Here is a 25,051-nt window from a genome sequence, read left to right as displayed (position 1 = left end):
TGTTTATTTAGAAACAGGTTGCTGTTTCAATAATTCCAAATTCTTATCTATCAATCTCTTTAAAGTGTCCACCGATGCGGACGAACTCAGACCGTCAACAGGAGTATTCATGCAATAATCCACTAACTTATCGACAGTAGAGGTTGCAACATGCATCCGCGTATCGGAAGAAGCATAATAGATAAATACCGTTCCGTCATCATCAACAATCCACCCGTTGGAGAAAAGTACGTTGCTTACATCGCCTATACGTTCTTCCGCTTCGGGCGCCATGAAATAACCACCGGGAGCAGCTATCAGTTTGGAGGGTTCGTCCAAGGCTGTCATATACATATAAAGTACGTAACGCAATCCTGCCGCACAACCACGTACTCCATGTGCCAAGTGCAACCACCCCTTAGAGGTTTTGATAGGATGCGGCCCTTCGCCATTCTTCACCTCTTTGATAGTATGATAATAGCGTTGGTCAATAATCTTTTCCTCCTTTACTTCAGCATGCGTTATGTCATCCACCAATGCCCAACCAATACCTCCACCGCTTCCGGCATCTATGAAACCATCCTGCGGACGGGTATAAAGTGCATATTTACCATCTACAAATTCCGGATGAAGCACCACATTACGTTGCTGACTTTTAGTTTTCAAGTCCGGCAGACGCTCCCAAGTTTTCAGATCTTTGGTACGGGCAATAGCTGCCGTAGCCGTTGCAGAAGACAAATCTCCCACTGGAGCTGTTTCATCGTGCCGTTCCGCACAGAAAATACCATATATCCAACCGTCTTCATGGGCTGTGAGACGCATGTCGTAAATATTAGTTGCCGGAACAATGTCTTCAGGCATCATTATCGGATAATCCCAAAAACGGAAATTGTCAACACCATTCGGACTTTCGGCTATGGCAAAGAATGATTTACGATCGGCCCCTTCCACTCGAACCACCAATAAGTACTTATTGTTCCATTTTATGGCACCGGAATTCATCGTGGCATTAATGCTGATTCGTTCCATTAGATAAGGATTACTGTTTTCATCCAAATCGTATCGCCAAAAGACAGGGGTGTGCGCGGCGGTTAGTACAGGATATTTATAGCGGGTGAATATACCGTTGCCACCCTTTACTGGCTCATTTTCTCTTGTTATCAACTCCTCATGTCCTTGAATGAGTTGTTTTATCTTATCATTAAGAATTCCCATATTGATGATTTTCTTATTTATATAAAGAATTTACATCCGCTGCAAATAAAGTTTTAGGGTCTTTATAGAACTCCACAAAATCATTAGCAGAGACTTGCCCTGGATAAGGAGCATAGAAATGAGTTACGCGCTCACGAGCATTGCGCCAAACTAGCACATAAGCTATCGGATACTTCTCTATGACAGGTAATAAAGTTTCAGTCCACCATTTCGAATCGGGAATACCCTCATATCCGGTTTCAGTGATAGCAATTACTTTATTGTGTGTTTTACCGATACTATCTATAATGGCAAGCGATTTTTCAAGATTAGCAATATAACTATCACGATCAAATTGATAAGTATCGAAGCCGATTACATCAACCAGTTCATCTCCCGGATAACGATTCAGGTATTGTACAGTATCTTGTGGCTCGGAACCGGGGGAGTAAGCATAAAGAGCATTATTCACACCATCTTCACGAAGAATATCCACCGTCATTTGCCAAAGTGCTTTATATTCTTCGGGAGTACAGAGCTTCTCACCCCACCAGAACCAGCTACCTGTATGCTCGTGCCACGGTCGGAAAAGTACGGGGACTTTTACTCCATCCTCTGTCTGCAGAGAATTAATAAAGGCAGAAACTTTACTTACCCAGCCGGTGAATTTCTCATGATTGCTTCCTCCAGAAAGAACAGACTTCACCACTGTTGTATCTGATACATCCCATGAGTCTCCACCTGTCAGAGGATTACGTAAGTGCCAGCTCAAAGAAGACATTCCTCCTCTTTTATATTGGTTCAGTATTTCTCGACGAATCTTACTGAACGGAACATTATCCAGACTCACTGTATCATCCAGTTCTATATGTCCCAGATCGAAACTGATAACAGCGGGATAATCTCCGCACACGCTTTTTACGTCGGAGCGTCCCTCTTCACCATCCCAACCTATACCATAGTTAGTATCATCATGATGTCCAAACATAATCCCTTTAGATGATACTTTTTTAAGGTTAGCAAGTAAATTCTCCGTTTCTGTTGTATGCATAGAAGACGAACTAAAATTTGACTGTTTCTGACCCGGTCCACATGCTACAAGAGCAGTAGTGGCCAATGTTAACGTAATCCCTTTAAGCTTATTCATTTTTATTCTATTTAGGTTCCCATTTATTTTACACGACAAAGATAGCTGACTGTAAATGGATAAACTGATACAATTTTATCTCTTTTTTGTCTTTATCTGCCACATTCATTATTATATCTCTCCACTGCCTGATAAAAAGCTTCAATATTGGCAAATGGAACTTCCGGAGGGGTATCACAACCACTTGAAATTACAAAATTCGGATATGAAGATGTGCAATTCAGAAGCTCCTCTGTCTGACGGGCAACTACTTCCGGCGAGGCCATCTTGAAAATACCAACCGGATCCAGATTACCCATAACCAGTACATCTGCAGGACAAACTTTCAGTGCTTCTACCATATCAGCCTTATTTCCAAAATGATATCCTTTAGCACCGGTTTTCAACATGGCAGGAGTACAATGTCCTGTATTACCACAGTTATGAAGAATCACTGCAAACGAATCATCTTGTACCTCTTCAATGATCTGCTTTACATATAATGAAGAATACTGAAAACAATCTTCATCAGAAAGTAATCCCGCCGCTGGCTCTGCCATTACGACTCCGGCCACTCCTGTTGCCTTTATTGCCTGACAATAACTAAGAAGGAATTCCGTGCATTTTTCAAGTAATAAAGTAGCAGTCTGAGGTTCAGTATATATCGCCATCATTATTTCAGTCATATCAAACAACCGTCCGGCAAGTGAATAAGGACCTATACAACCGGCAAAGACAGGTTTATTTATTCCGGCAGCAGCCATAGCATTCGCCTTCAGATACTGGGGAACTCTGGCACTATCCAAAGAAGGAATCTGTAATGCGTTCACATCTTCAAATGAGGTCAACAAACGGCCTGTAACCGTAGGAACCTCATGTTCACTCATACAGAGTTGACTCCCGAAAGCTTCAGCTTCTACAGTCAGGTCCATAATGGCGGTACATGCCATAGCCTGGGGAAAGCGCTCATTCAAAGCATGAATAGCTTGGAAATGAACTTCACCATCAGTCACGGCATCCAGTACTTTCTTACCTAATAATTCAATACCCGGATGAGTCATGATAGGCATAGACAAACTTTTATCAGAAGTAATTATATCTTCAATCCATTTTGATATATTCATGGCAATCACTTTTTTAATTTGTTTCTATTCTTATAGCAGTCTGCTTTGCCACAAAGCTCACAGCCATATTTACGTTTCACGATTCTCTCACCTACAGCAATTACTCCACTTACCGATTTAATGGGAGACATTAGAGAGGACTCACTCAACCGAACTCCACAAGGTTGTTCCGGCAGTAAAGAAAATAAAAACTTTTGCTGTGTCACATGCCAACCGCAATATCCCGGACTATACGGATGACTTACACCATATCCCAGTGGCAAAACATGGTTTTCAACTTTACTACACACTTCGCGTACAACTGCCTCCGCAATTGCAGAGCCCAAGGAATCAAGCAAAAACTCCTGCAAAATATCACCGGAAGATTTTACTTCATGCTGGAACTGTTCGAACTCCTGTCCGGCAGTAGCTATAAACAATACATATCGGTCAGCATCCAACAAATAGGGAGTAATAACTGCACCGGTATGTAGCTCCACACCACCTATGCCTATATGATTATTAGTTGCCAGACTGGCTTCAAAAAAAGCATAAAGGCAACGTGGACGACATCGAACAGCAATCTCTTTTTTCAAAAGATCAAGTTGCTTTAGCATCTCTTCATTCGGGACATAACCAACTCCCATTGAAAGATAAATATCTTCCGAATTAAGTTGAAGTGCATTCCAAGGTAGCTCGTATTGATAAATCTCCCTATCCATCATAAGATTCTTTTCAAAAATTAATTTGCAGCAATGAGTTTCTTGGCCATTACAACAGCAGCGTTGGCATTACTGGTATATGCATCGGCACCTATTGCTTTTGCAAAAGCATCATTCACAGGAGCTCCTCCAACCATAATCTTCACCTTTCCTTTCAATTCGGAAGCTTCAACGGCTACAACTACTTCCTTCATATAGTTCATGGTCGTGGTAAGTAGAGCCGACATACAAATAATATCCGCCTTATTCTCCAGAGCAGCACTGATAAATTTATCACTCGACACATCAACTCCCAGATTAATAACTTCAAAGCCACACCCTTCAAACATGGAAGCTACAAGATTCTTACCGATATCATGCAGATCTCCTTTTACAGTACCTATCACAATCTTCCCAATATAAGAATCGACTTGTCCCTGCATCAAAGGTTTCAAGACATCCAAAGCGCCACGCATGGCACGGGCACTCATCAGAAGATTCGGAACAAAAACTTTACCTGCCTCAAAACGACTTCCGATTTCCTCCATCGCTTTAATCATGTATTGGTTTATAATTTCATGAGGAGTCATTCCTTCTTCAACTGCTATTTTGGTTACTTTTACTGCATCTTCCAGTTTACCTACCAAAATTGCATCATATAATTCATTCAGATTATTCATCATTACTTTTCTATATTTAGGTTATTAATTTCTAAGACTTTTCAAAGTATCAAATAAAGCAACTACATTTTCAATCGGAACATTAGCCTGTATATTATGCACTGCATTAAAAATAAAACCTCCATCACGCCCCAGGATCTCACACTGTCCTATCACATGGCGACGGATTTCATCGGGAGTACCAAAGGGCAATATTTGTTGCGTATCGATTCCCCCACCCCAAAAAGTGAGTTGAGAACCAAACTCTTCCTTCAGCCTATGTGAATCCATATCTTTGGCATTAATCTGTACCGGATTGATAATATCGAACCCCGCCTCTATCAGACCCGGAAGGATAGGAATAATAGCCCCACATGAATGTTTGAAAATTTTCCATGTAGTATGCTGATGTATCCAGTCATTCATACGACGATAATGAGGTAACCAAAGTTCTTTGAACGTATCAAGAGAACAGAACTGAGATTCCTGAGAACCGAAATCAGTTCCACAAGTCAGTACAACATCGACTTTATCTCCCAATGTATTCCAAAGTTTTTCATAGTTGGCTATCGCGATATCAATCTCTTTCTCAAATACCTGATGGAGATAATCCTGACGCATAGCTGTCGACATATACCATTCTACGACACTACGGATACCTTTCGGTTCTTTCAATCCCATACCCGGAACAAATGCTACATCCCCTAAAGCCGTCCCTCCAAAACTGGCAACTACGGCTTTTCCTGAACCAGACACCTTATCCACTAGTTCTTTATAGTAAGCAAGATCAGCATCCGTCAACAATGTAAACTCTTCAACATTATCTTCGGGATTCAATTTTTCTTCATCAATAGGTTGCTGTCTTTCAATGGCATTGATAAAATAACATCCTTTGGGCATCACAGCACTGGGAGGATATGTTTTATCACCACCGGCATAAACATAAACATCTCCCTGGCTATCCGGCGTAAGATCCATACTCAAAGGAACTAATACACGCTGCCCCCACGGAGTGACCTGTTCATGAAGTTGTGTGGTATCCAGATCAAATATATCCTTCGCTCCACCAATACCTATACAATCTACTCCCAACAGTTCTACAAGTTCCTCATCAACTTCACCCAACATTTGAAAAGCATCCACTATTTTCACAGGCTTAGATTCCAATCCATAATGATTTCGTAAAGCTTCTACAATACGGCAATGAATACCTGTCACTGCGGTAGAACCAAAATCTACCGGAACATAATCAGTATTCTGATGATTCAGTGCCTGGAGCACTCTATCTCTTGATTTACTCATGATATTTACATTTTAAAAGTATATCTTTTGGTTATCTCAATTTCTTTTTGCTGATAAATTTGTTCAGAAGAACCACCAAGCATCAATGTAAAACGACCGGGTTCTACAGCCCACTCTTCATTTTGCATATAGAGTGCCAGTGATTTCTTATCTAACCGGAATGTTATTTCCTTTGTCTCACCAACTTTCAAATGTATCCGTTGAAATCCACATAACTGCTTAAAAGGAGTAGTAAAACTAGCCACTTCATCACGAAGATAAAGTTGAACGACCTCATCTCCATCCCGTGAGCCTTCATTCCGTACCTTCACTGAAATATTTACCAGGCAGCTATCTTCTGCTTCTACAACCTCCGCCTTCAAGTCCGAATAATTGAAAGATGTATAGCTGAGTCCATAACCAAAAGGATAGTGAGGTGTACCCTCTTCTTCTATGTATTTACTGCGGTTTCCTTTCCGTTTTGTATTATAATATACCGGAAGCTGTCCCACAGAGCGTGGTACTGAAATAGTCAAGCGCCCGGCTGGATTATAATCACCGAACAATACATCGGCAACTGCATTTCCTCCTTGCATACCCGGATACCAGGCGTCAACGATAGCATCGACTTCTGCTTCAATACCTTCCAGTAATAAGGGGCGCCCTTTAATCAATACCAATACAATAGGTTTATTCAATTTTCCCACTTCTCGTATCAGTTCCCGCTGTCTTCCCAGCAACTCAAGAGTAGAACGGTCATAGCCCTCTCCACTCTCCATATCACTGATATGACTATCAGAGACTTTTGCTGCACCCGTTTCTTCATACTTTGAAGAATAATCACGGGCACTGGAACCACCCATCACCATTACAACCACATCCGACTGCCGGGCTGCTTCTATTGCTTCCTGAAAACCCGATTTAGAAGAATCACGCACAGCACACCCTTTAGCATATATAATATGTGTATCATTGGAAACTTTCTGACGGATACCATCCAATACCGTAACTACCGAAGACTCACTTTGAGGTGCCGTATAATCTCCCAGCATATTGTATATATTATCAGCATTCGGACCAATAACCGCAATAGTCTTCATCTTTTTATTCAAAGGGAGCAACTCATTCTTATTCTTTAATAAAATGATGGATTGACGAGCTACTTCACGAGCCAATTCCAGATGTTCTGTTGATGCCACGACTTGTTCCGGTTCCCGCTCATCAACAAAAGGATGATCAAATAAACCCATATGGAACTTTAGAGCAAGTATCCGGCTGACAGCTTTATTAATCACAACCTCCTGCACATCTCCCCTTTTTACGGCATTTACCAATTGCCCGGCATAAATATTTGTTCCTAAATCACTATCCACACCCGCATTTACAGCTTTCACTGCTGCCTCATAATCCGTATCTGCAACTCCATGTTCCCGAAGCCCTCCGATTGCATAAAGATCAGAAACGACAAAACCTTTAAATTGCCAACGTTCTTTCAATAATCCGGTTAATAAATTAGAATTAGCTGTACAAGGAATACCATCGATTTCATTATAGGAGCTCATCACAGACAATGCTCCGGCAGCAACTGCTTCCCGGAAAGAGGGATAAATAGCTTCTTCCATTTCCCGATTACCAACATGGGCACTTCCTCCATTATGTCCGCCTTCTGTCCAGCCATAAGCTGCAAAATGTTTTAAAGTAGCGATTACTTTACCTTTAGTTCTTGGAAACTCACCTTGGAAACCTTTTACTAAAGCAGCCCCCATCACGCCATTGAGATAAGCATCCTCACCATACGTTTCTTCTACCCTGGACCAGCGGGGATCACGAGCCAAATCAAGTACCGGACCATAACCGATATGCGCTCCCTGTGCACTTGCCTCAGTAGCAATAGCACGCCCCATTCTTCTGATTAACTCAGGATTCCAGGTACTAGCCTGCCCAATAGATGTCGGAAATACAGTTGTTCCGATAGCCATGTGTCCATGCGGACACTCTTCTGCCAAAAACAGGGGAATTCCTAAACGCCCATGTTCAATTGCATATTTTTGAAGCATATTTGAAGCCTTGGCTGCCAATGCAGGAGTTAACCCGGTAGTCAACGTACGTTGTGTCCATGGGTCAGCACGCATAAATCCCCAAAGCGAACCAGTGTGATACTCTTCAATCTCCCGAACCAATTGCTCAGTCAGGCGGATTGTATTCCCTTGGCGCTCATACATCGGCCATCCTAAAGAAGTAAGCATCTGGCCGACTTTCTCTTCTAGAGTCATCTGAGAGAGTAAAGCACGGACACGTTCTTCTACTGCAAAAGCAGGATTCTCATAGATATCAAGATGGCCGTTCTTATTCAAATCATAGTAGGATATTCCTGTTTTTTTATCTTTCTTCGGCTTAATATAATCTGCTCCTATTAATTGTCCAGATACCATCAAGCCTAACAAAACTGAGCATATGACTTTCTTTTTCATTTCATCTGAGTGTGATTTGGTTTATTTCATTCACAATATCCGCAACAAGCTTCACTGTAGTGTCGGTATCATATACAGAATTCAACCCCTGTTCTTCTTGTCCCGGATCCCCCATATAGTCGTCTCCTTTTTGCCAGAAAAGATGTTGTGGTTGTGCAAATCCTCCCCAAGCCCAGAAGTTGCATCCTTGAAATACACTTTTTTGTATAGCATGTTCTTTTACTATTTCAAAAATTTCTTCATAGTACCGGTCTCTCAGAACAGTAGAACTCTTCCTATCAAACATCACGCTATCTCTCGGCAGTCCAAATTCTTCAAGAACTAACGGTTTATTCATTTTTTGTGCTTCCGCAACATGTACATCAATATATTCACGAGTATTTGCAATGGCTTTATCCAAGGTTCCCGGAATATCAGTCTTATCTATCCACCCCCAATTATTCGGCCAGATGTGAATCGTTGAATAATCTATATTGATATCCTGATGGAGTTTCACCCACAAACCCAAATCTCCTTCACAACCTGCCATACCTTCCGAACCAACGGAGATCAAGTGATTAGGGTCAATAGACTTAATAAGTGCAGCACATTCAGCTATCCATTTAGCAAAACTCTCCTTATTTTCCTCACCAAACGGACGGGGCTCATTACCTATCTGCCATGCCATGATAGCCGGATCATCACTGTATTTCAGCTTAGTATAGCGGTTGACACGACTCACCACCTGACGTACATGATTCTCAAATAATTTATGGGCTTTCTCTGATTTTGCATACTGAGCAACATAGTTTGAAAAGGCATTCCATCCTGCTACTTTAGGCATAGGTACTTCACCATGACCACTCCAATAGAGGTATTGTGAATATCCTCCGGACCACTCCCAACTGTTATTTAAGAACAATACGGCGTGCATACCTCTTTTGCCCAACTCCGACAGGAAGAAATCTAAGCCATCAAAAATAGTATCATTATACACACCGGGAGCCGTTTGAAGCGCTGGTTCTGCTTTTGTCATAATTCCATCTATTCCATCTGCGCCAACTAATACACGCAAATTAGTAATACCATTGGCTTTCATGAAATCAAGTTCTTTAAGCAGACGTTCCCGATTACCGCCTTGCCCCTGTGATCCTAATATAGCGGCATACCAAAAATTAGTGCCGATATAATAATACGGTTTATCATTGATAGAGAAACGTCCATCAACAATCTTCACAAAATTATCTGTTTGCTTAGGTGCTTTCACACATGCTCCCAACAGCAGAAGAGTGAAAAAGAGAATACTTATCTGTTTCATGGCTATTTGTTTTTTCTATAATATTATTTCATTTTGTCAGAACATAAAAATCCGGTGCTTCATCAGCAAATAAAATCAAAGAGTCTTCTTTAAACTGATAAAAATCCGATGCAGCAGGATGTCCTTTATAAGGAGCAAAACCTGACCAGGTACACAAATAATTCAACTCTACTCCTTCAAAATATAAAATATTCAGTAGTTGTGAATACCATAAAGAGTCTCTAGTCTGCGTTCCAGTCTCAGTAATAGCAGACAGCTTATTATGTTCCTTGGCATATTTAGTCAGAATGCGAGATTTTAATACGACTAAACTTGTATCTCCACCATCCGACCTAAAATCCCAATAATTATCCATACCTACTACATCCACATACTCATCTCCCGGATAGCGCTCCAAAAACTCCTTTTCAGTCGTAAATCCACAATCAGGAGAAAATGCATATAAAAAGTTATGTACTTGCAGAGAATCCCTTAAATAGGTGACAGTAAAACGGTAGAGTTCTTTGAACTCTTCTACTGTACAATGGTTCCTTCCCCACCAAAACCAATTTCCATCAAACTCATGCCAAGGTCGAAAAATAATAGGAATCAGTTCACCGGCATGATTCTTAGCATTATGGGCAAAGTCTGCAATAATCCTCAAATCGCTTTTAAATGTTTCATGACGTGATCCGCCAGGAAGAATATGTTTCACCACCTGCGTAGTATCATAGAAATTATTCCCCGTAACCGGATTATAGTAATGCCAGCAAAAAGTGAGCACATTTCCACGCTCATAAGCAGCATAAAATTTACTCTTAATATAATCCAGATTTTTCGTCTCCCAACTGACCGGATTCGTGAAATGCAGAAAATCAAAACTGGCCATGGCCGGATAAGCCCCTGTCACATCATAAGCATCACAACGATTCTGCTCATCACGCCAACGGCTGGTATCTGAATCAAATCCATCCATTTCATAATTGTGTTGTCCATATACTACATACTTTCCGGTCATTTGCTTCAGATTATGAAACAGAATAGCAGTTAAGTCGGTAGCGTGTTTATCCACTAAGCCTAATCTGGTATCTTCCAAAATCCGCTGACGAGAAGAGGTACATGCAGAAACTCCACATAGAGCAATCACTATATAAATATATACTCTTTTCATTTATAATCTATTTTAACGATTTCAGAAGCATTACTTTCCATATCATCACTGCTAACGGCCGTTACACGATAAAAGTAAGTTCCTTTCAAAGAAGTGCCGTCCAAATCTATCCCATTATCATAAAAAGAAGTTGTCTGTCCTCCTACAAATGTTATAAAGGAAGAAGCATCCGTTGCAAAATCAGAAGATTTACTACGGTAAATCCGATACATATCCACATCAGGATTTTTTTCCCACTTTAACCGATTACCGGCAGTGAGTCTTACAACCGGAGAAGGTAATTTATTACTTCCACTGCCCGTCACAATAATTGTATGGAGTCGTGCAGGTGCGTCTGCCGGATACATAGCCACATTACGGGAATCAGAGGCAGTAATATAATATTCCATTCCTTGAATAGAAAACTCTTCAGCAGGAATAGTTATCGCAAAAGCAGCTCTTATTCTATGTTTAAACGGTATCTGCTTCCACTCTTTACAACCTATAGTACGGTAATGAAGCACAGCAGAAAGATCTTCAACGGAACGATTATCAACCATAGACAGTTTTATGTTAACATCATGTCCCTGAGCAACCGAGGTCACTGGAGAAGGATTTACAATAACAGGAGCCTCATTATCGGCATCACCAGCTAAGCAATAATACGGAATACTAGCAAGACTTCTATTTCCATCCGTATCAATCACATATACTGTATAAGAGGCTTTTCCATTAAATGTATCGACATATTGATTAGCACTGACAGGTACTGATGCAATTTCCTTACCATCCCGGCACACAACAAAAATGTCTGCCCCCGGTTCTTCATTACACCATGTCACCAACGCTCCATTTTGTGTTCCTTTAGCAGTAACATGGGAAGGAGCTTTCACTCTTTGGTATTTACGTAATTTATTTATCTTCTCTACGTAATTCTGCTGTACAAAGCGGTTTTGTGTACTCATAATATTTCCAAAAGATGAAATGTCATCAATACGGTACAAGAAACTACGAGCCCAACTATCCATTTGACCCGGCAAATCAGTCCATTGGTATTTCTCAAACCCAGAATTTAGTGCAATATGGTGTTTAGCACCTGCAATACGTGCACGTAAATAAGATAAACGTTTCCTCTGCCCTAAATTAGTAACCACAGCCATGCAACTGTCAATCGTATTCAATTGCTTTTCAGCCAATTTATTAGCCTGTATTATATCGTTGAAAGAATGAAAGCTAACATAAAGAGAATAAATTCCTTTATCTATTTTAACTGGAACTGTCAAGTTTTTCCATGCCTGCCACCCTTCTGTGTTTTTCACATCAATAGAGGCAATCATAGGTCCATCAAGTTTCCCTATAGAAATAGTAATAATACCACCATTTGAGGCAGAAGCAACTCTGAGAGATATGAAAGAAACATCATCCTTAAAATGAACTTGATCATATTTCAACCAATCACCAGCCATTATATAACCTACACATTCTCCTCCCTCATCACTTGGCGCATTTTTTGTTCCTTTTTTTTCCTGAAAGTTTACTGCATCTATCTTCATAAGTTCACCATGTTTTCCGGCAAAGGATAACGACTGAATATTCATTAAAGGATAAGTATTTACAACCTCATTAAAACCCGGTGTCGCCTGACACTCTGCAAAATCTGTAGCAAATGGTTCATTTTGGTTTATAATAGCAGTAATCGGTTCAGCAACAGACTCTCCATAATTTGTTTTAGCATAGTCTCCATAAACTTTTTCCGAAGAGTTCAATTCTTCAGCTTCATACCAAGGTGCTTTACTTATATACCACATTTTAGGAGAAACTGCATCCGTTAAACGCCAAGTTAAAGCATAAAATCCTTTCATATTCTCCGAAGCTTTCTCATAAGCATGAATTGTTTCTGATAAATCCACATTATAAGGATAATAATACTGTGAACTACTCCAATCTCTCTCTAACCATGGACATCCCCAATATTCACGCTCTCCATATATATTCCCCGGTTCAAATGCTGCGGAATAATAAGATATCGGAGCACAAATAACATCTTTCGGTAGGCGAGCAACAGATTCCGCCGTCATTCCCCAACCTGATACAACAATGTGAGTTGACGGTGAAAGCCGCTTCATATCTTCATAAAAACCATCAAAAACTCTCTGCCATTTAGCATAGAAAACGGAATCTTTGCTTCCCTCTGATTGAAAACAGAACAAATAGTCCAAATATGGATATTGCTTGGCTAACTGTGCTGTTTGCGCAGCAATTACACCGCGTTCATCAGCAGATACTTGATATTCAGGAAGAATCACATCAATGTCAAGTCCTAATCCAATCTTTACTCCGCGCTGATGTGCATAATCTATCACCTTACGAAAAACGGTTTCACCTTTTTCTTTTATCTGACTATTAGTCAATGTCTCATTATGAAGTCCATAATCTGCTCCAAAATCATAATCATCATAAATTTCAGAAGCTCCAAAACGGTATTCATTAATATCCCATCCCGGACACAACCAACCATGTCCTGTTTTTATAGTCGGCATCCACCCTCTGGATAAATAGCCATTATATTCAAAATTATGAAAAGTTTCATTATGCCCACAAAAACCATTATAATTATGAATCATAATAAAATTCATACGCATTTTTGCCGCTTGATCAATAACATACCTCCAATCATTCCAGGAATAAATAGTAGCTGATTGCGGGAAATTGGTCCATGGAAGAAATCCTCTAATACGCATTTGAGGAGTACGTACATCGTTTATCACAGGAAGGTGAGCTCTCATTCTTTTTTCAGGCAAGATATCACCACTCATATAAAAACGCACTCCCAAATGATCCTCAAGCAAACCATATACTCCATAAAGTAACCCGCAAGGATCTGTTCCGGCAATCAATAAAGTACGACGACCTGCATTCTTTACTGTCTGAAGTATATACCCTTGCTCTCCTGGTTTCTCTTTTAGCTTAAGTATACCTTTCTTTTGCCAATCATCCACTAATGGATTATCTAATGTAATTAATATAAAATCTGATTTTTGATTTGCCGAGGCTGTCCTCTTGATATTCAAAAGTTTACCGGATAGCTGATAATAGTATCTCTGCAGTTCCAATGCTGCATAGTTTTCTAATGAGGTTCCACTACCTATTTGTAAAATCTGTGCTTGAACAGGTAGAACTAAAACAGCTATCAGGCAATATCCTAATAAATATTTCTTCCAATATTTCATCATCTCTTCAATTTTGTTTCAAGATAAGACTTCAAATCATTGTATTCTCTCCATAAACGCTGGTTTAAAGAGCTTAACACACCTAATTCTCCACGAGAATGAATTCTTTGCATATAAGTCTCAAACATATCTTTCACCGGAGCCGCCATAAGGCTACGATAAGCCTCTTCATATTCTTCGAACGAACTGGCCGCAACGCCCTGTCTGTCATTCTTCTTAAGAATAAATGCAGGCATCATAGCTTTATCAACCTCTCCCAATAGCAATTCAAAACGGAACATTGCAATGAAACGTTGCAAATTATCTCGCTGGCTGCCCTCTGTTTTTTTCAGGACCTGTTCAGCAGTCCGAATCAAACTTTCCCGCAGTTTCACATTTTGATCATCCAATAATCCCCATTCAGGAGTGAAGGCATAAAATTCTGGTGAGGGGACATTCCATTGTATTTGTTTAATATCCATTTGTGCCAACAGAGGAGCCAATAGTTTTGCAGCCTTATTACCCATATCCTCAGTCAGATATTCTTCATATAACTGTTCTACAGTCTTGTTGTCTGTCTTATTTGAAGCAAAATGAGCAAATGTTCTAAAATTAAAACGAGGCTCTTCCGTACGCCAGTGAATAGCAATCACCCCATCCAGATTCTGCTTTGCAGCAAGTTTCACATGATCACGCATCATTTCTACACGTGGTTGAAAATGCCAAAGCTGATGATCTCCCTCCAACCAAGGTACTGCCCACACAGTTCTGTTCTTAGCTATATCAGACAAGAATTCAGGCTGTGGACTTTTTCCTAAATCAGGATTTAAACAACTGAATATGATATCCTTTGGCAGAGCTCTGTCCAGTCCTTTCAATAAGGAAGGTAATTGATGACCACCTCCCCATCCTCCAAGAATTACTTTTGCATTCGAACCTTTAGATTTCAAATAGTCCGATGTCAATTTCATATATTCAAGTGCCCAAACTCCGACAAAACGGGCTGCACTATCAGCTGCCTCTTTAAAATAACCTTGTCCGGCGTTATATGCTTCAGCAAAAGAAGCATTCTCCAAAGCTTTCTCTATATTCACTCCCATGAATGAGTGTTCATTCAACCATAGCCAGACATAATCAATATCAGGATAGGTTTCCAAAACATTATCAAGTGCTGCATAATGTATCTCTATCGCTATCTGACTTTTTGGATTCGGAATCATGTTAGACTCCCCAGGCCAGTAAAAACAGTCGCCCGCTACATTCAAAGAAAAATATTCAGGAGGAATTACTCCAAATTCAAATCCCATTGCCATACGTATACCACGTTCATGGGCCATGCTCAAAACATCACGCATCAATGTCTGCGATTTCTCATAATGCTCTCGTGGAGTAGAAGAAGTTACAGAAGCATCACTACCAAAAGCCTCCGCACCTTCTGGCAAAGAAAATACACGGTCAGTACCGAAAGCATAATCTTTCACTTTCATAGGTAAATACCCCCAACGTGCAGTAAGAGAATTATCAAAACAAGCTTGAGGAAGAATATCCTTATATTCTATCTTGATCATCGGTTCTACATAAGTGGCATAACGTTCTCCACCGCCAGTATAATTATGGAACCCAATAAAGTTAATTCCATTCCTCTCACACTCATCAAGATATTTCTGATAGTCTTCTATATTCCAAGATGTTGGTCCTGATAAAAAATTATGCCAAGGCAGTACCCCCCTTATTTCAAATTGGTCCTGTGCAAACAAATAAAAGGGCAAACATAACAAAATCAACAAATACTGAATTCTATAGATCATTTTTATGTTATTTAAGAAAACAAAAGAGAGGTAAAAATGCAAGAGCAGCTACCTCTCTTAACCATATACGATTTTAAGCTATTGCTTATTTTAGTTTTTCGGTACAATTCGGAAATTGTCAAAACAAATATCTGTATCCTCTGCAAAGCTATTTCCCATAACTTGTAATGTGCCAGTATTAGGCACATCCCCTTTCCAAACCTCATTTAGATCAATACTAATCGTCTGCCATTCACCATTTGTTTTAAAAGCGAGTCCAGAAGCAAAAGGTTCCCAATCATAATTAATTTGTTCAAAATAGAAACGAATCTGTCGCTTACTTAATGCTGTCAAAGTATTTACCTCAAACTTTAACTGATAATTATCTTGATTAGCCTTTACATCATCCCAATAATTAACCCCTATTTGAGCTATTGCAACAGTACCACTCCATTCCCAATCAGCAGCATCTTCTTTAGCAATTTTAAAACGTGAATAATTCCCTGTAATAGATTCAGGAACCGGTCCATTATTCACATAATTATTCCCTCCCCAACCTGTATATGGGTCATAATCACATAACATATTTCCCCTCTCATAATATCTGCCAGGAACTAATCTCTCGCCAGCTATTGGGCTAACAATTTTTATTTTAGTACCCGCTATAGCATCTTCTGGTAAATTAAAATAAAGAGTATCCTGCACAGCTCGTATAATATCCATCTCTTGATCGCCAAAGAATAATTGTCCACTCTCTGTTGTAATTTCATATAAATCAAAAAAATCACCTACAATTTTCATTGTTCCCCCAGCAGGAGTAAATTCATTATACATACCATCCACTCTCAAATCTGGAATAAAAACAGAAAGAGGAGCTGTAGTAGATTCTGTAGCAGTCGATAATGTAATTAAATTATTAACTTCAACAGGTATTACTCTAGGAATTGGAAACGTTATTTCATTTGCTGTTGTATATGCATTTGACATATCTACTGGAACATCATTTACTAGAATAGATTTAACTCCATCTAATCCTGTCCCTTGAACTATGATATATTGTGCTAAATTCGCGACTTCAAGCCCTTGTTCCCTATCTGTCACAGTTGATATTCTCGTTATACTAAGAGGGGTACAACTATTTTCATTATCCGAGCAGGAAGCAAATATTCCAAGTCCTGCAGTCATCAACATGACTAAAACATATTTTACAGTTTTCATTATTTTTTCATTTTTATTATTCTAAATACTTATTTGCAGTTACCAACCAGGATTGTTAGAATCAATCTTATCATTTGCATTAACTTCACTTGTAGGTAACGGATAGAGAAGGTTACGTTCTGTACGGCGTTTAGTTACATTATGTTCATCCATATCAATAGCATTCATTACCCCTAAATAAATTCCCCAACGAAATAAATCATAACGTCGATCTGCTTCATAGGCTAATTCACGCGCACGTTCTTCAAGAACTGCCGAACGAAATTCATCTTGATTCATATTAGAAAAAGGAGTTGCATTAGAACGAGTACGTATTCTATTAACTTGTTTGTAAGCTTCTTCAGTAGGACCGCCATTCAGTTCATTTACCGCTTCTGCATATATTAATATAATATCAGGTAAACGGAGTAATGGAAAATGGAAATCAGTCTTCGTTTGCTTCCGGTCTGTTACAAATGTAAATTTTGTCAATTTTGCCAAACTCCATCCTTCACCTTCTTTATAAACTTCCGTTCCATCAAACCTATTTCCCTCACTATCATATACCTCATGGTTTGCAACCTTATTCGCATACCATCGAGGATAATAATTATATACAACTTTACCATTCTCATCCAAGTCAGTAGCAGGATAACGATGAATAACTCCGTCTATAATACGCAAATCCTTCTCTTCAAATAATAAATACCAATGATCTCGCATTCCATACCAATTACCATCTAGCGAACCATCACTTTCCATAATGCCAACATAGTCCTTACATATTGTATTTCCAAAGTCATCATCACCACTTTTAGCTTGAGCCATCCATATATGCTCTCCCTTATTACGATTAGCAATAGCCCACACATCCATATATTTATCAAATAATGTATATTCCTCTATTACCTCCCATGCTTTATCACGTGCCAATGCATAATATGTATCTGGGTCAAACGTCTCATAACCAACTACCGTTTGTGCAATATGTGTAATAGGCTGAGGTTCTGGGAGATTAGGCGTCCCCCCTTTCACAACTACAGGAACTCCAGACAGTGCACCAGAAGCCATAGTAGCATATACCTTAGCTAATAAAGCCTTAGCAGCGCCACTCGAAGCATGTCCTTCAATAAAAGCATTATTATTTTTAGAATACATACCTTCACCTATTTTTAATAACTCTATAATATGGGTATATACATCAGGAATTGAAGCGCGAGGTTGATTCATATCTTCACCTTCAGATATTGACTTTCTAAAGATAGGAACACCTCCATAGTTTCTTACTAGATTAAAATATGCCCATGCTTTCAAAAAAGAAAGTTGTCCAATAGCATCTGTCTTACTTTCCTGAGAGATATTAGACATTGCCGAAATTTTTGATATCGCAAGATTGGCACGATGAATTAAAGTATAACAACCTTGCCACAGATGATCTTTTCCCCAAAAGCCACTAACATTTCCAGCGCCAACATTTCCAAAAGCCCAAGAAGCGCCAGAAGCATAATCACAATCCATATTTGTTAAGTACAAATAAGATGAAGGAGCAATAAAACTAGAGATAATCGTGTTATAAGTCCCTGTTAATAGTTGAGACTTCGCACTCTCGCTATCTCCCAACTGCTCTGGAGATATAAAATCATACACTTTTTCTTCTAATAAATCATCGCAAGAAAGTACTGCAAAAACAGTCCATAATAATAACATAGACTTTAATATAATATTTTTCATAGTTTCTTTAATTAAAAAATTAAATATTAAAATGTGCATTGTACACCAAATGAGAAAGTACGACTACTTGGATAAGAGAACATATCCACACCACGACGAGATGCATCTCCCCCAAAAGAATTCACATCTGGATCAAACCAACTATAATTTGTAATAGTAAATACATTGCTTACCGATGTATAAAAATTAATATATTCAATACCTTTTATTGGTGCATTCCATCTATAGCCTAAATTAATATTCTTCATTCTCAAATAAGATCCATCTTCCACATACCGATCCGATAGTTTCATTGTTCTACCATACCCAGAATACGCTTTGGGCCATTTTGCCAAATCTCGATTCTCTGGCGTCCAACGAGTATCATACATTTCTTGTGGGATGTTACCTATACCACTCATAGTCACCTTTATTAAATTAGCATTAAAGATATCCCCTCCAACGCATCCTTGCAAGAAAAAACTTAATGAAAAATTCTTATAGGAGAAGTTGTGAGTCATACCAAATGTAAAATCTGGATTGGCGTCACCTATAATTTGTCTATCAGCGTCTGTTATACCTGGTTTCCCATCAAGATCTTTATATTTCACTTCACCTATCATTGATCTACAAACAGCTTCCGATTCATTGGCATAAAAAGGATCGGCTCTTACCTCTGCTATATTATCATAGAAACCATCCTCAACATAACCAAATATGGTACCGATAGGCATTCCATTACGTTGAATAAAAACTGCATCAGCATCGCTCCATGACTGTGCAAATTGGTCTCCAGGAAGCTCTTCTATCTTATTACGGTTAAAAGATATATTAGCATCAAAATCCCACTTGAATTTTTTTCCACTTATTGGATAGAATTTACCAGTGATTTCCAATCCTTTATTAATAACATCACCAAAATTAGTCGTCATATTAGAAAAGCCCGTACTCTGAGGTATTTGAATATTCTGCAACAAATCTGAGGTTTTCTTATAATATACATCAACAGTAAAATTTACTCTATTCTCGAAAAAGCCCATATCAATACCCGCATTATATTGAGTAGTTGTTTCCCATTTTAAATCTGGATTAGCAGGCCCTCTCCAAGTAAGATTTGCAAAGCCACTCGCTAAAGCTCCATTGATAGGATAATTAGCGACCGTCAAATAATCGCGTGTTGCATATGCACCAATAGCTTGATTGCCAGTCTGACCATAACTTGCGCGTATTTTTAAGTTACTGAAAATATTTAAACTCTTAATAAACTCCTCCTCAGAAGCACGCCACGCTATCGCACCTGATGCAAAATTGGACCATTTATTACCCGGAGCAAACTTACTAGAACCATCTCTACGGAAAGAAGCTGTGAACAAATATTTATTCATTAAACTATAATTAGCACGTCCTAAAAAAGATACTAAAGAAGTCATTCCTCGTCCACTAATTGGCTTATTAGGGTTTACTGCTGCACTCATATCAAAATCTTCCGTTATATCTTGCGGAAAACCTTTTGCAGTCATAGCTTTATTCCCATAATCACCTCTTTCATAAGAAAAAGCGATTACAGCATTCAGTGAATGGTTCTTATTAAACTCCTTATTATAAGTAGCCATTGTTTCAAGCACAAGGTTTTTAGCCCAATTATCTGCTTTAGAAGCAAAACCATTATCCGGATCTTTACCTTCTACCGTCTCTCTGTTATAATACACATTACGCTCATTCATATTATAAGAAAAGCCTACATTCTGACGTATTTTTAAATCCTTTATAGGAGTCAATTCTAAATAAGAAGAAGAGAAAAAAGTATTAGTAGTCAATTCATCTTTTGCTGCACGGGTATAAACATATGGATTAGAAGAGAACCAGTTCAACTGTGCATTATCAGTCCCATTATCCAACGCTTCTGTAGCAGGATAAAATAGTGTACCATGCATAATACCATTACTTACAGAATTAGTTTTTGCCAATTTATTAAGTGAATTAGTAAAACTCATATTAGTTCCGATCTCAATCCATTTATGAATTTTCCTTGCAATATTAGCACGAAATGAATATCGTTTATAACCAGAATTTCGTATAGTACCTTCTTGATCAAGAATATTTCCTGATATAGCATAATATCCTTTATCACTTGCACCATTTACGCTCAAATTATATTCTTGTGAAAGAGCAGTTTCAAACACTTGATCTTGCCAATTTGTCCATGCACAAGTACCATTCCGATAATCATCTGGTCCAGGAGCATATTCATACTCGCCTGTACTAGTGTTTAGAAGCTCTTTACCTGGATAAGGCAACGTCTCTCTCGCACCATCATATTCATTAAACATTTCTGTTGCCTCGTTACGATATTTTGCATATGTATACCCATCCAACATATCCATCTTTTTCACTACTTTCGATATGCCAAAATTTGCACTAAAGCTAATGTTTTCTTTTCCTTTAACCCCACGTTTAGTTGTAATTAAAACGACACCATTTGCACCACGAGAACCATAAATAGCAGTAGCAGAAGCATCTTTCAACACCTCCACAGATTCAATATCAGCTGGATTAATAGAAGATAAAGGGTTTGCAGATTGAAGCATACCATCTTCATCCCGACCAGCTCCAGGGGTTCCTCCAGTAGTAAAAGGAATACCATCCACTACATAAAGCGGTTCTGTAGAGGTTGAAAATGAATTAGCTCCACGAATTTGAATACTAATACCAGCTCCCGGAGCACCATCATTTTGATTAACTTGCACACCAGCAATACGCCCTTGTAAACTTTGATTAATACTAACCGGATTTGTTTTCATGAGTTCCTCACTCTTAATACTAGTAACAGAACCTGTCAAATCGCTTTTTTTCATTGTACCATATCCCACTACTACAACCTCATCAAGCAGTTCAGTATCTTCCGTCATCATAACATTCAGAACCTTTTGTCCAGCCTTAATAGTTATCTCTTGTTCTTTATAACCTATACAAGAAAAAACTAAGATATGCTTACCTACAGGAACTTTTACACTATATTCCCCCTTCACATCGGCAATAGAACCAATCCCCGTTCCCTTTACTAGAATATTAGCCCCTATCAGCGGGGAACCATCGCTGACATCAGTAATAGTACCTGTAACAATAGTTTCTTGGGCCATCACATGGCAACTCATTAAGAGCGCCGTTAAAAGCAAAATAATGTTTTTCATATAACACTGATTTAAAATAATAATATTTTCAACACCGCAAATATAGACACCATAGCCATGACAAACAAATACTATTTTATCATTAGCTAATACTATTCAAACCATCCAATAAACATCTGATTTAAAAGAGGATATCCAACCAAAGCTATATACTAAACAACTTAAAGAACCTTTAACCAACATAGTTAAAGTAGGATCAATATTATTTTTGTATAATCTCCCTTTAGAGCTAAAGCAATTATTATAACAAATCATTAAGCAATTCCTCTCCTACTAAATGAAGCAACAACTTAATTTGCAAGCCTTATTTTATTTCAAAATCTTTATTCATTCCTTTCGATAATTCTTTCTGACCACCACCTACAAATAAGGAATATTTTCCAGAAAGCATTTTCCATTCTCCATCCTGCCACACAGAAAGCTGACGAGGAGTTATAGTAAAAGTAACCGTCTTACTTTCATTCGGTTTCAAATTAACTCGCGCAAAAGCTATTAGTTTCTTTAATGGAAACGTATAAACCGGAGTTTTCTCACGAGAAACATATACTTGAATGACTTCCTCACCCACTACGTCACTTATATTCTTAACCTTAATAGAACACTGTAAAGTTCCATCTACATGAACTACATCATTACATTGCAAATCCGCATACTCAAAATTTGAATAACTTAAACCATGCCCAAATCCATAAAGAGGTTTACTTGATAGATATTGATAGGTACGCCCTTTCCAAATATCATAATCTAAGATATTTGGCAATTGCTGTTCTGATTCATAAATAGTCATTGGCAACTTTCCAGATGGGTTTTCCAAACCAAACAAAATACCAGCCAAAGCTGCCCCCCCCTCTTGTCCCGGATACCAAGCTTGAAGAATTGAGGGAACGTGTTCTGCAGCCCATTGCGAAGTTAAGGGATTCCCTGTTTGAAGTATCAATGCAATACGTGGATTTACTTTATAAATTTCTTTCAACAATAGTTCTTGCGTCATGGGCAAATAAATAGAAGGCAGATCACGATTTTCACGAGCCAATTTTCCATCATTCCCCAAAGCAACTAATACTAAATCAGCTCTAGATACAATTTTTTTCACTTTATCTATCTGATTAATATTTCCAAAATCTGAAACCAATATACAGGTAGCAGCTCCTATTCTATTTATATACTCTATTTTGATCGGTATCTTCTTACCATTTTCCAACAAAACTTCCACTGAATAATATTGTAAACCATGAGCATTCCATTCATCTAAAACCAGACTACCGTTCAACCAAACACGCACTCCACCATCAGCATATACACCAATAGCATGCTTACCATCTACCGGAGCTTTTAGATACCCACTCCATCTAACAGAGAAATCATTCTTAGTTAAACGTTGATCCGGTGTACCATCTCCCCAATCAAAACCAACAGTTTTATCAATTCTTGAGAATAAAAAAGGGCTATTCAAATCATGTCCGTCTATATAATCTGCCGTAAGCCCATTGTTCACTCCATCAGAAGCCAATAAATAGCTTGAATCAACCGGAGAAACGACGGAAGTACCTTCAATATATGAAATTTCAACCTCTTCACCCACCATTTTCTTAACACCCTGTAACAAAGAAATATTATGAACCGGTTTACCACTATACCCTCCCAAATAGTTATTATCAGCAAATGGTCCTACAATAGCTATAGAACGAACATCTTTTTTATCTATAGGTAGAAAATTATCTTCATTTTTTAAAAGTATAATAGATTTAACCGCTGCCTCATACGCTAATCTTCTAAATTGTTCTCCTGCAAGTAACTTCTTATCATAATGATTATAAGGAACAAGTTCAATGGGATCAAATTCTCCCAATTTAAAACGCGTTGTCAACACACGAGTCAGCGCTCTATCAATAGCATACTCTGACACTAGCCCTCGTTGCACTGCCGCCACCAAATTCTCACGATAGGTCCCCCCACATTCTAGATCACAACCACTATTTATACCTAAAGCTGCAGCTTCTTCCAATGAATTAACAATTCGATGCTGCCAGTTCATGACTCCAATAGCACCACAGTCAGACACAACAAAACCATCAAATCCCCATTCTTTTCTCAAAACATCCTCTAATAACCAAGTTGAACCACTCGGAGGAATCCCATTAAAAGCATTATAAGCAGTCATTATAGATTGTACATTTGCTTCTTTCACGCATGCTTCATAAGCCGGGAAATAATATTCATATAATTGTTTAGTGGGTATCTGTGAGGAACTAGAAAAGCGGTCATTCTCTTGATTATTAGCTACAAAATGTTTAACTGTAGCAACTGTCTTTAAATAATTAGGATGATCTCCCTGCAATCCTTTCACAAAAGCTACTCCTAAACGAGAAGTTAAATAAGGATCTTCACCATAAGTTTCCTCATTTCGCCCCCAACGAGGATCACGAGCCATATTAATAGTAGGAGCCCAATAAGTAAGCCCTTTTCCTATGTCCAGATATTTCAAACGAGCCTCTGTCGAAATAGCAGAGGCTATTCTTTTAACCAACAATGTATCCCAAGTAGAAGCCAAATTAATAGCTTGTGGAAATACAGTTACTTCTCCTGCACGAGCCACACCATGTAAACATTCATTCCAATAATTATAGGAAGGAAGATTCAGACGAGGTATACTATCACTTTCATTCGATAACTGAGCTACTTTCTCTTCAAGTGTCATCTGTCGAATGATATTCTCGATGCGCACTGATATCGGTTGAGATAAATCACCGATAATCCTCTCTTTTACTCCACGCACCTCTATTTTGCCACTTGCATTAAAAGCTGGACAATCATTACATCCACCATTATCTTGAGCTTTCAAAGAAATATTTGCCAGTATAAATACTACAACTAATAAATGCCATCTCACTTGCATATTTTAATAGATTAAAATGTCTTTTCCATTGGCAAATATAGCAACTTCCTAACACTTCATTTGATACTATTTTATCCTTTCATTATACATTTTAGCAAACAAAAAAATCAAAGATAAAAGA

Annotated in this window: 15 protein-coding genes; all 15 read right to left on the bottom strand. The window is 38.6% G+C overall.

What is annotated here, in order from left to right; translation table 11 throughout:
* Positions 1 to 3: 3 nt before the first annotated feature.
* Positions 4 to 1,194 (bottom strand): glycosidase, encoded by a 1,191-nt coding sequence (locus tag DW121_RS14530; RefSeq protein ID WP_118324246.1) that lies wholly within the window; start codon positions 1,192 to 1,194, stop codon positions 4 to 6.
* Positions 1,195 to 1,207: 13 nt separating this feature from the next.
* Positions 1,208 to 2,320 carry a glycoside hydrolase family 26 protein gene (locus tag DW121_RS14525; RefSeq protein WP_117711509.1) on the bottom strand — a complete coding sequence of 371 codons (1,113 nt, stop codon included), beginning with the start codon at positions 2,318 to 2,320 and terminating at the stop codon, positions 1,208 to 1,210.
* Positions 2,321 to 2,412: 92 nt separating this feature from the next.
* Complete coding sequence (locus tag DW121_RS14520; RefSeq protein ID WP_117711510.1) at positions 2,413 to 3,423, bottom strand: uroporphyrinogen decarboxylase family protein; 1,011 nt, start codon at positions 3,421 to 3,423, stop codon at positions 2,413 to 2,415.
* A 5-nt stretch (positions 3,424 to 3,428) separates the two neighbouring features.
* A complete protein-coding gene (locus tag DW121_RS14515; RefSeq protein ID WP_117711511.1) occupies positions 3,429 to 4,127 on the bottom strand; it encodes a vitamin B12 dependent-methionine synthase activation domain-containing protein in 699 nt (232 codons plus the stop codon).
* A gap of 17 nt (positions 4,128 to 4,144) precedes the next feature.
* Complete coding sequence (locus tag DW121_RS14510) at positions 4,145 to 4,783, bottom strand: B12-binding domain-containing protein (protein WP_187120049.1); 639 nt, start codon at positions 4,781 to 4,783, stop codon at positions 4,145 to 4,147.
* Between the two features lie 24 nt (positions 4,784 to 4,807).
* A complete protein-coding gene (locus tag DW121_RS14505) occupies positions 4,808 to 6,064 on the bottom strand; it encodes a uroporphyrinogen decarboxylase family protein (protein ID WP_118324242.1) in 1,257 nt (418 codons plus the stop codon).
* A 5-nt stretch (positions 6,065 to 6,069) separates the two neighbouring features.
* Positions 6,070 to 8,514 carry a glycoside hydrolase family 3 N-terminal domain-containing protein gene (locus DW121_RS14500; protein ID WP_118324240.1) on the bottom strand — a complete coding sequence of 815 codons (2,445 nt, stop codon included), beginning with the start codon at positions 8,512 to 8,514 and terminating at the stop codon, positions 6,070 to 6,072.
* Position 8,515: 1 nt separating this feature from the next.
* The gene (locus DW121_RS14495) at positions 8,516 to 9,811 is read right to left on the bottom strand and encodes a glycoside hydrolase 5 family protein (RefSeq protein WP_187120046.1); all 1,296 of its coding nucleotides are present in this window, start codon (positions 9,809 to 9,811) and stop codon (positions 8,516 to 8,518) included.
* A gap of 28 nt (positions 9,812 to 9,839) precedes the next feature.
* Positions 9,840 to 10,961 carry a glycoside hydrolase family 26 protein gene (locus DW121_RS14490; RefSeq protein ID WP_117711515.1) on the bottom strand — a complete coding sequence of 374 codons (1,122 nt, stop codon included), beginning with the start codon at positions 10,959 to 10,961 and terminating at the stop codon, positions 9,840 to 9,842.
* Entirely contained in the window at positions 10,958 to 14,173 is a 3,216-nt protein-coding gene (locus DW121_RS14485) for a carbohydrate-binding protein (protein WP_118324238.1), read from the bottom strand. The genes DW121_RS14490 and DW121_RS14485 overlap by 4 nt, the downstream gene beginning before the upstream one ends.
* On the bottom strand, positions 14,170 to 15,957 hold the full coding sequence (locus DW121_RS14480) for a hypothetical protein (RefSeq protein ID WP_118324236.1): 1,788 nt from the start codon (positions 15,955 to 15,957) through the stop codon (positions 14,170 to 14,172). The genes DW121_RS14485 and DW121_RS14480 overlap by 4 nt, the downstream gene beginning before the upstream one ends.
* 90 nt (positions 15,958 to 16,047) lie before the next feature.
* Positions 16,048 to 17,154 (bottom strand): glycan-binding surface protein, encoded by a 1,107-nt coding sequence (locus tag DW121_RS14475; RefSeq protein ID WP_117711518.1) that lies wholly within the window; start codon positions 17,152 to 17,154, stop codon positions 16,048 to 16,050.
* A gap of 39 nt (positions 17,155 to 17,193) precedes the next feature.
* Positions 17,194 to 18,864 (bottom strand): RagB/SusD family nutrient uptake outer membrane protein, encoded by a 1,671-nt coding sequence (locus DW121_RS14470; RefSeq protein WP_117711692.1) that lies wholly within the window; start codon positions 18,862 to 18,864, stop codon positions 17,194 to 17,196.
* 26 nt (positions 18,865 to 18,890) lie between these two features.
* Complete coding sequence (locus tag DW121_RS14465) at positions 18,891 to 22,034, bottom strand: SusC/RagA family TonB-linked outer membrane protein (RefSeq protein WP_118324234.1); 3,144 nt, start codon at positions 22,032 to 22,034, stop codon at positions 18,891 to 18,893.
* A 304-nt stretch (positions 22,035 to 22,338) separates the two neighbouring features.
* On the bottom strand, positions 22,339 to 24,930 hold the full coding sequence (locus DW121_RS14460) for a beta-glucosidase (protein WP_117711520.1): 2,592 nt from the start codon (positions 24,928 to 24,930) through the stop codon (positions 22,339 to 22,341).
* Positions 24,931 to 25,051: the final 121 nt, after the last annotated feature.

The organism is Bacteroides sp. AM10-21B (assembly GCF_003472565.1).
GTDB classification, from domain to species: domain Bacteria; phylum Bacteroidota; class Bacteroidia; order Bacteroidales; family Bacteroidaceae; genus Bacteroides; species Bacteroides propionicigenes.
The sequence above is the reverse complement of the archived record's forward strand: the minus strand, read 5'-3'. Positions and strand labels throughout refer to the sequence as shown.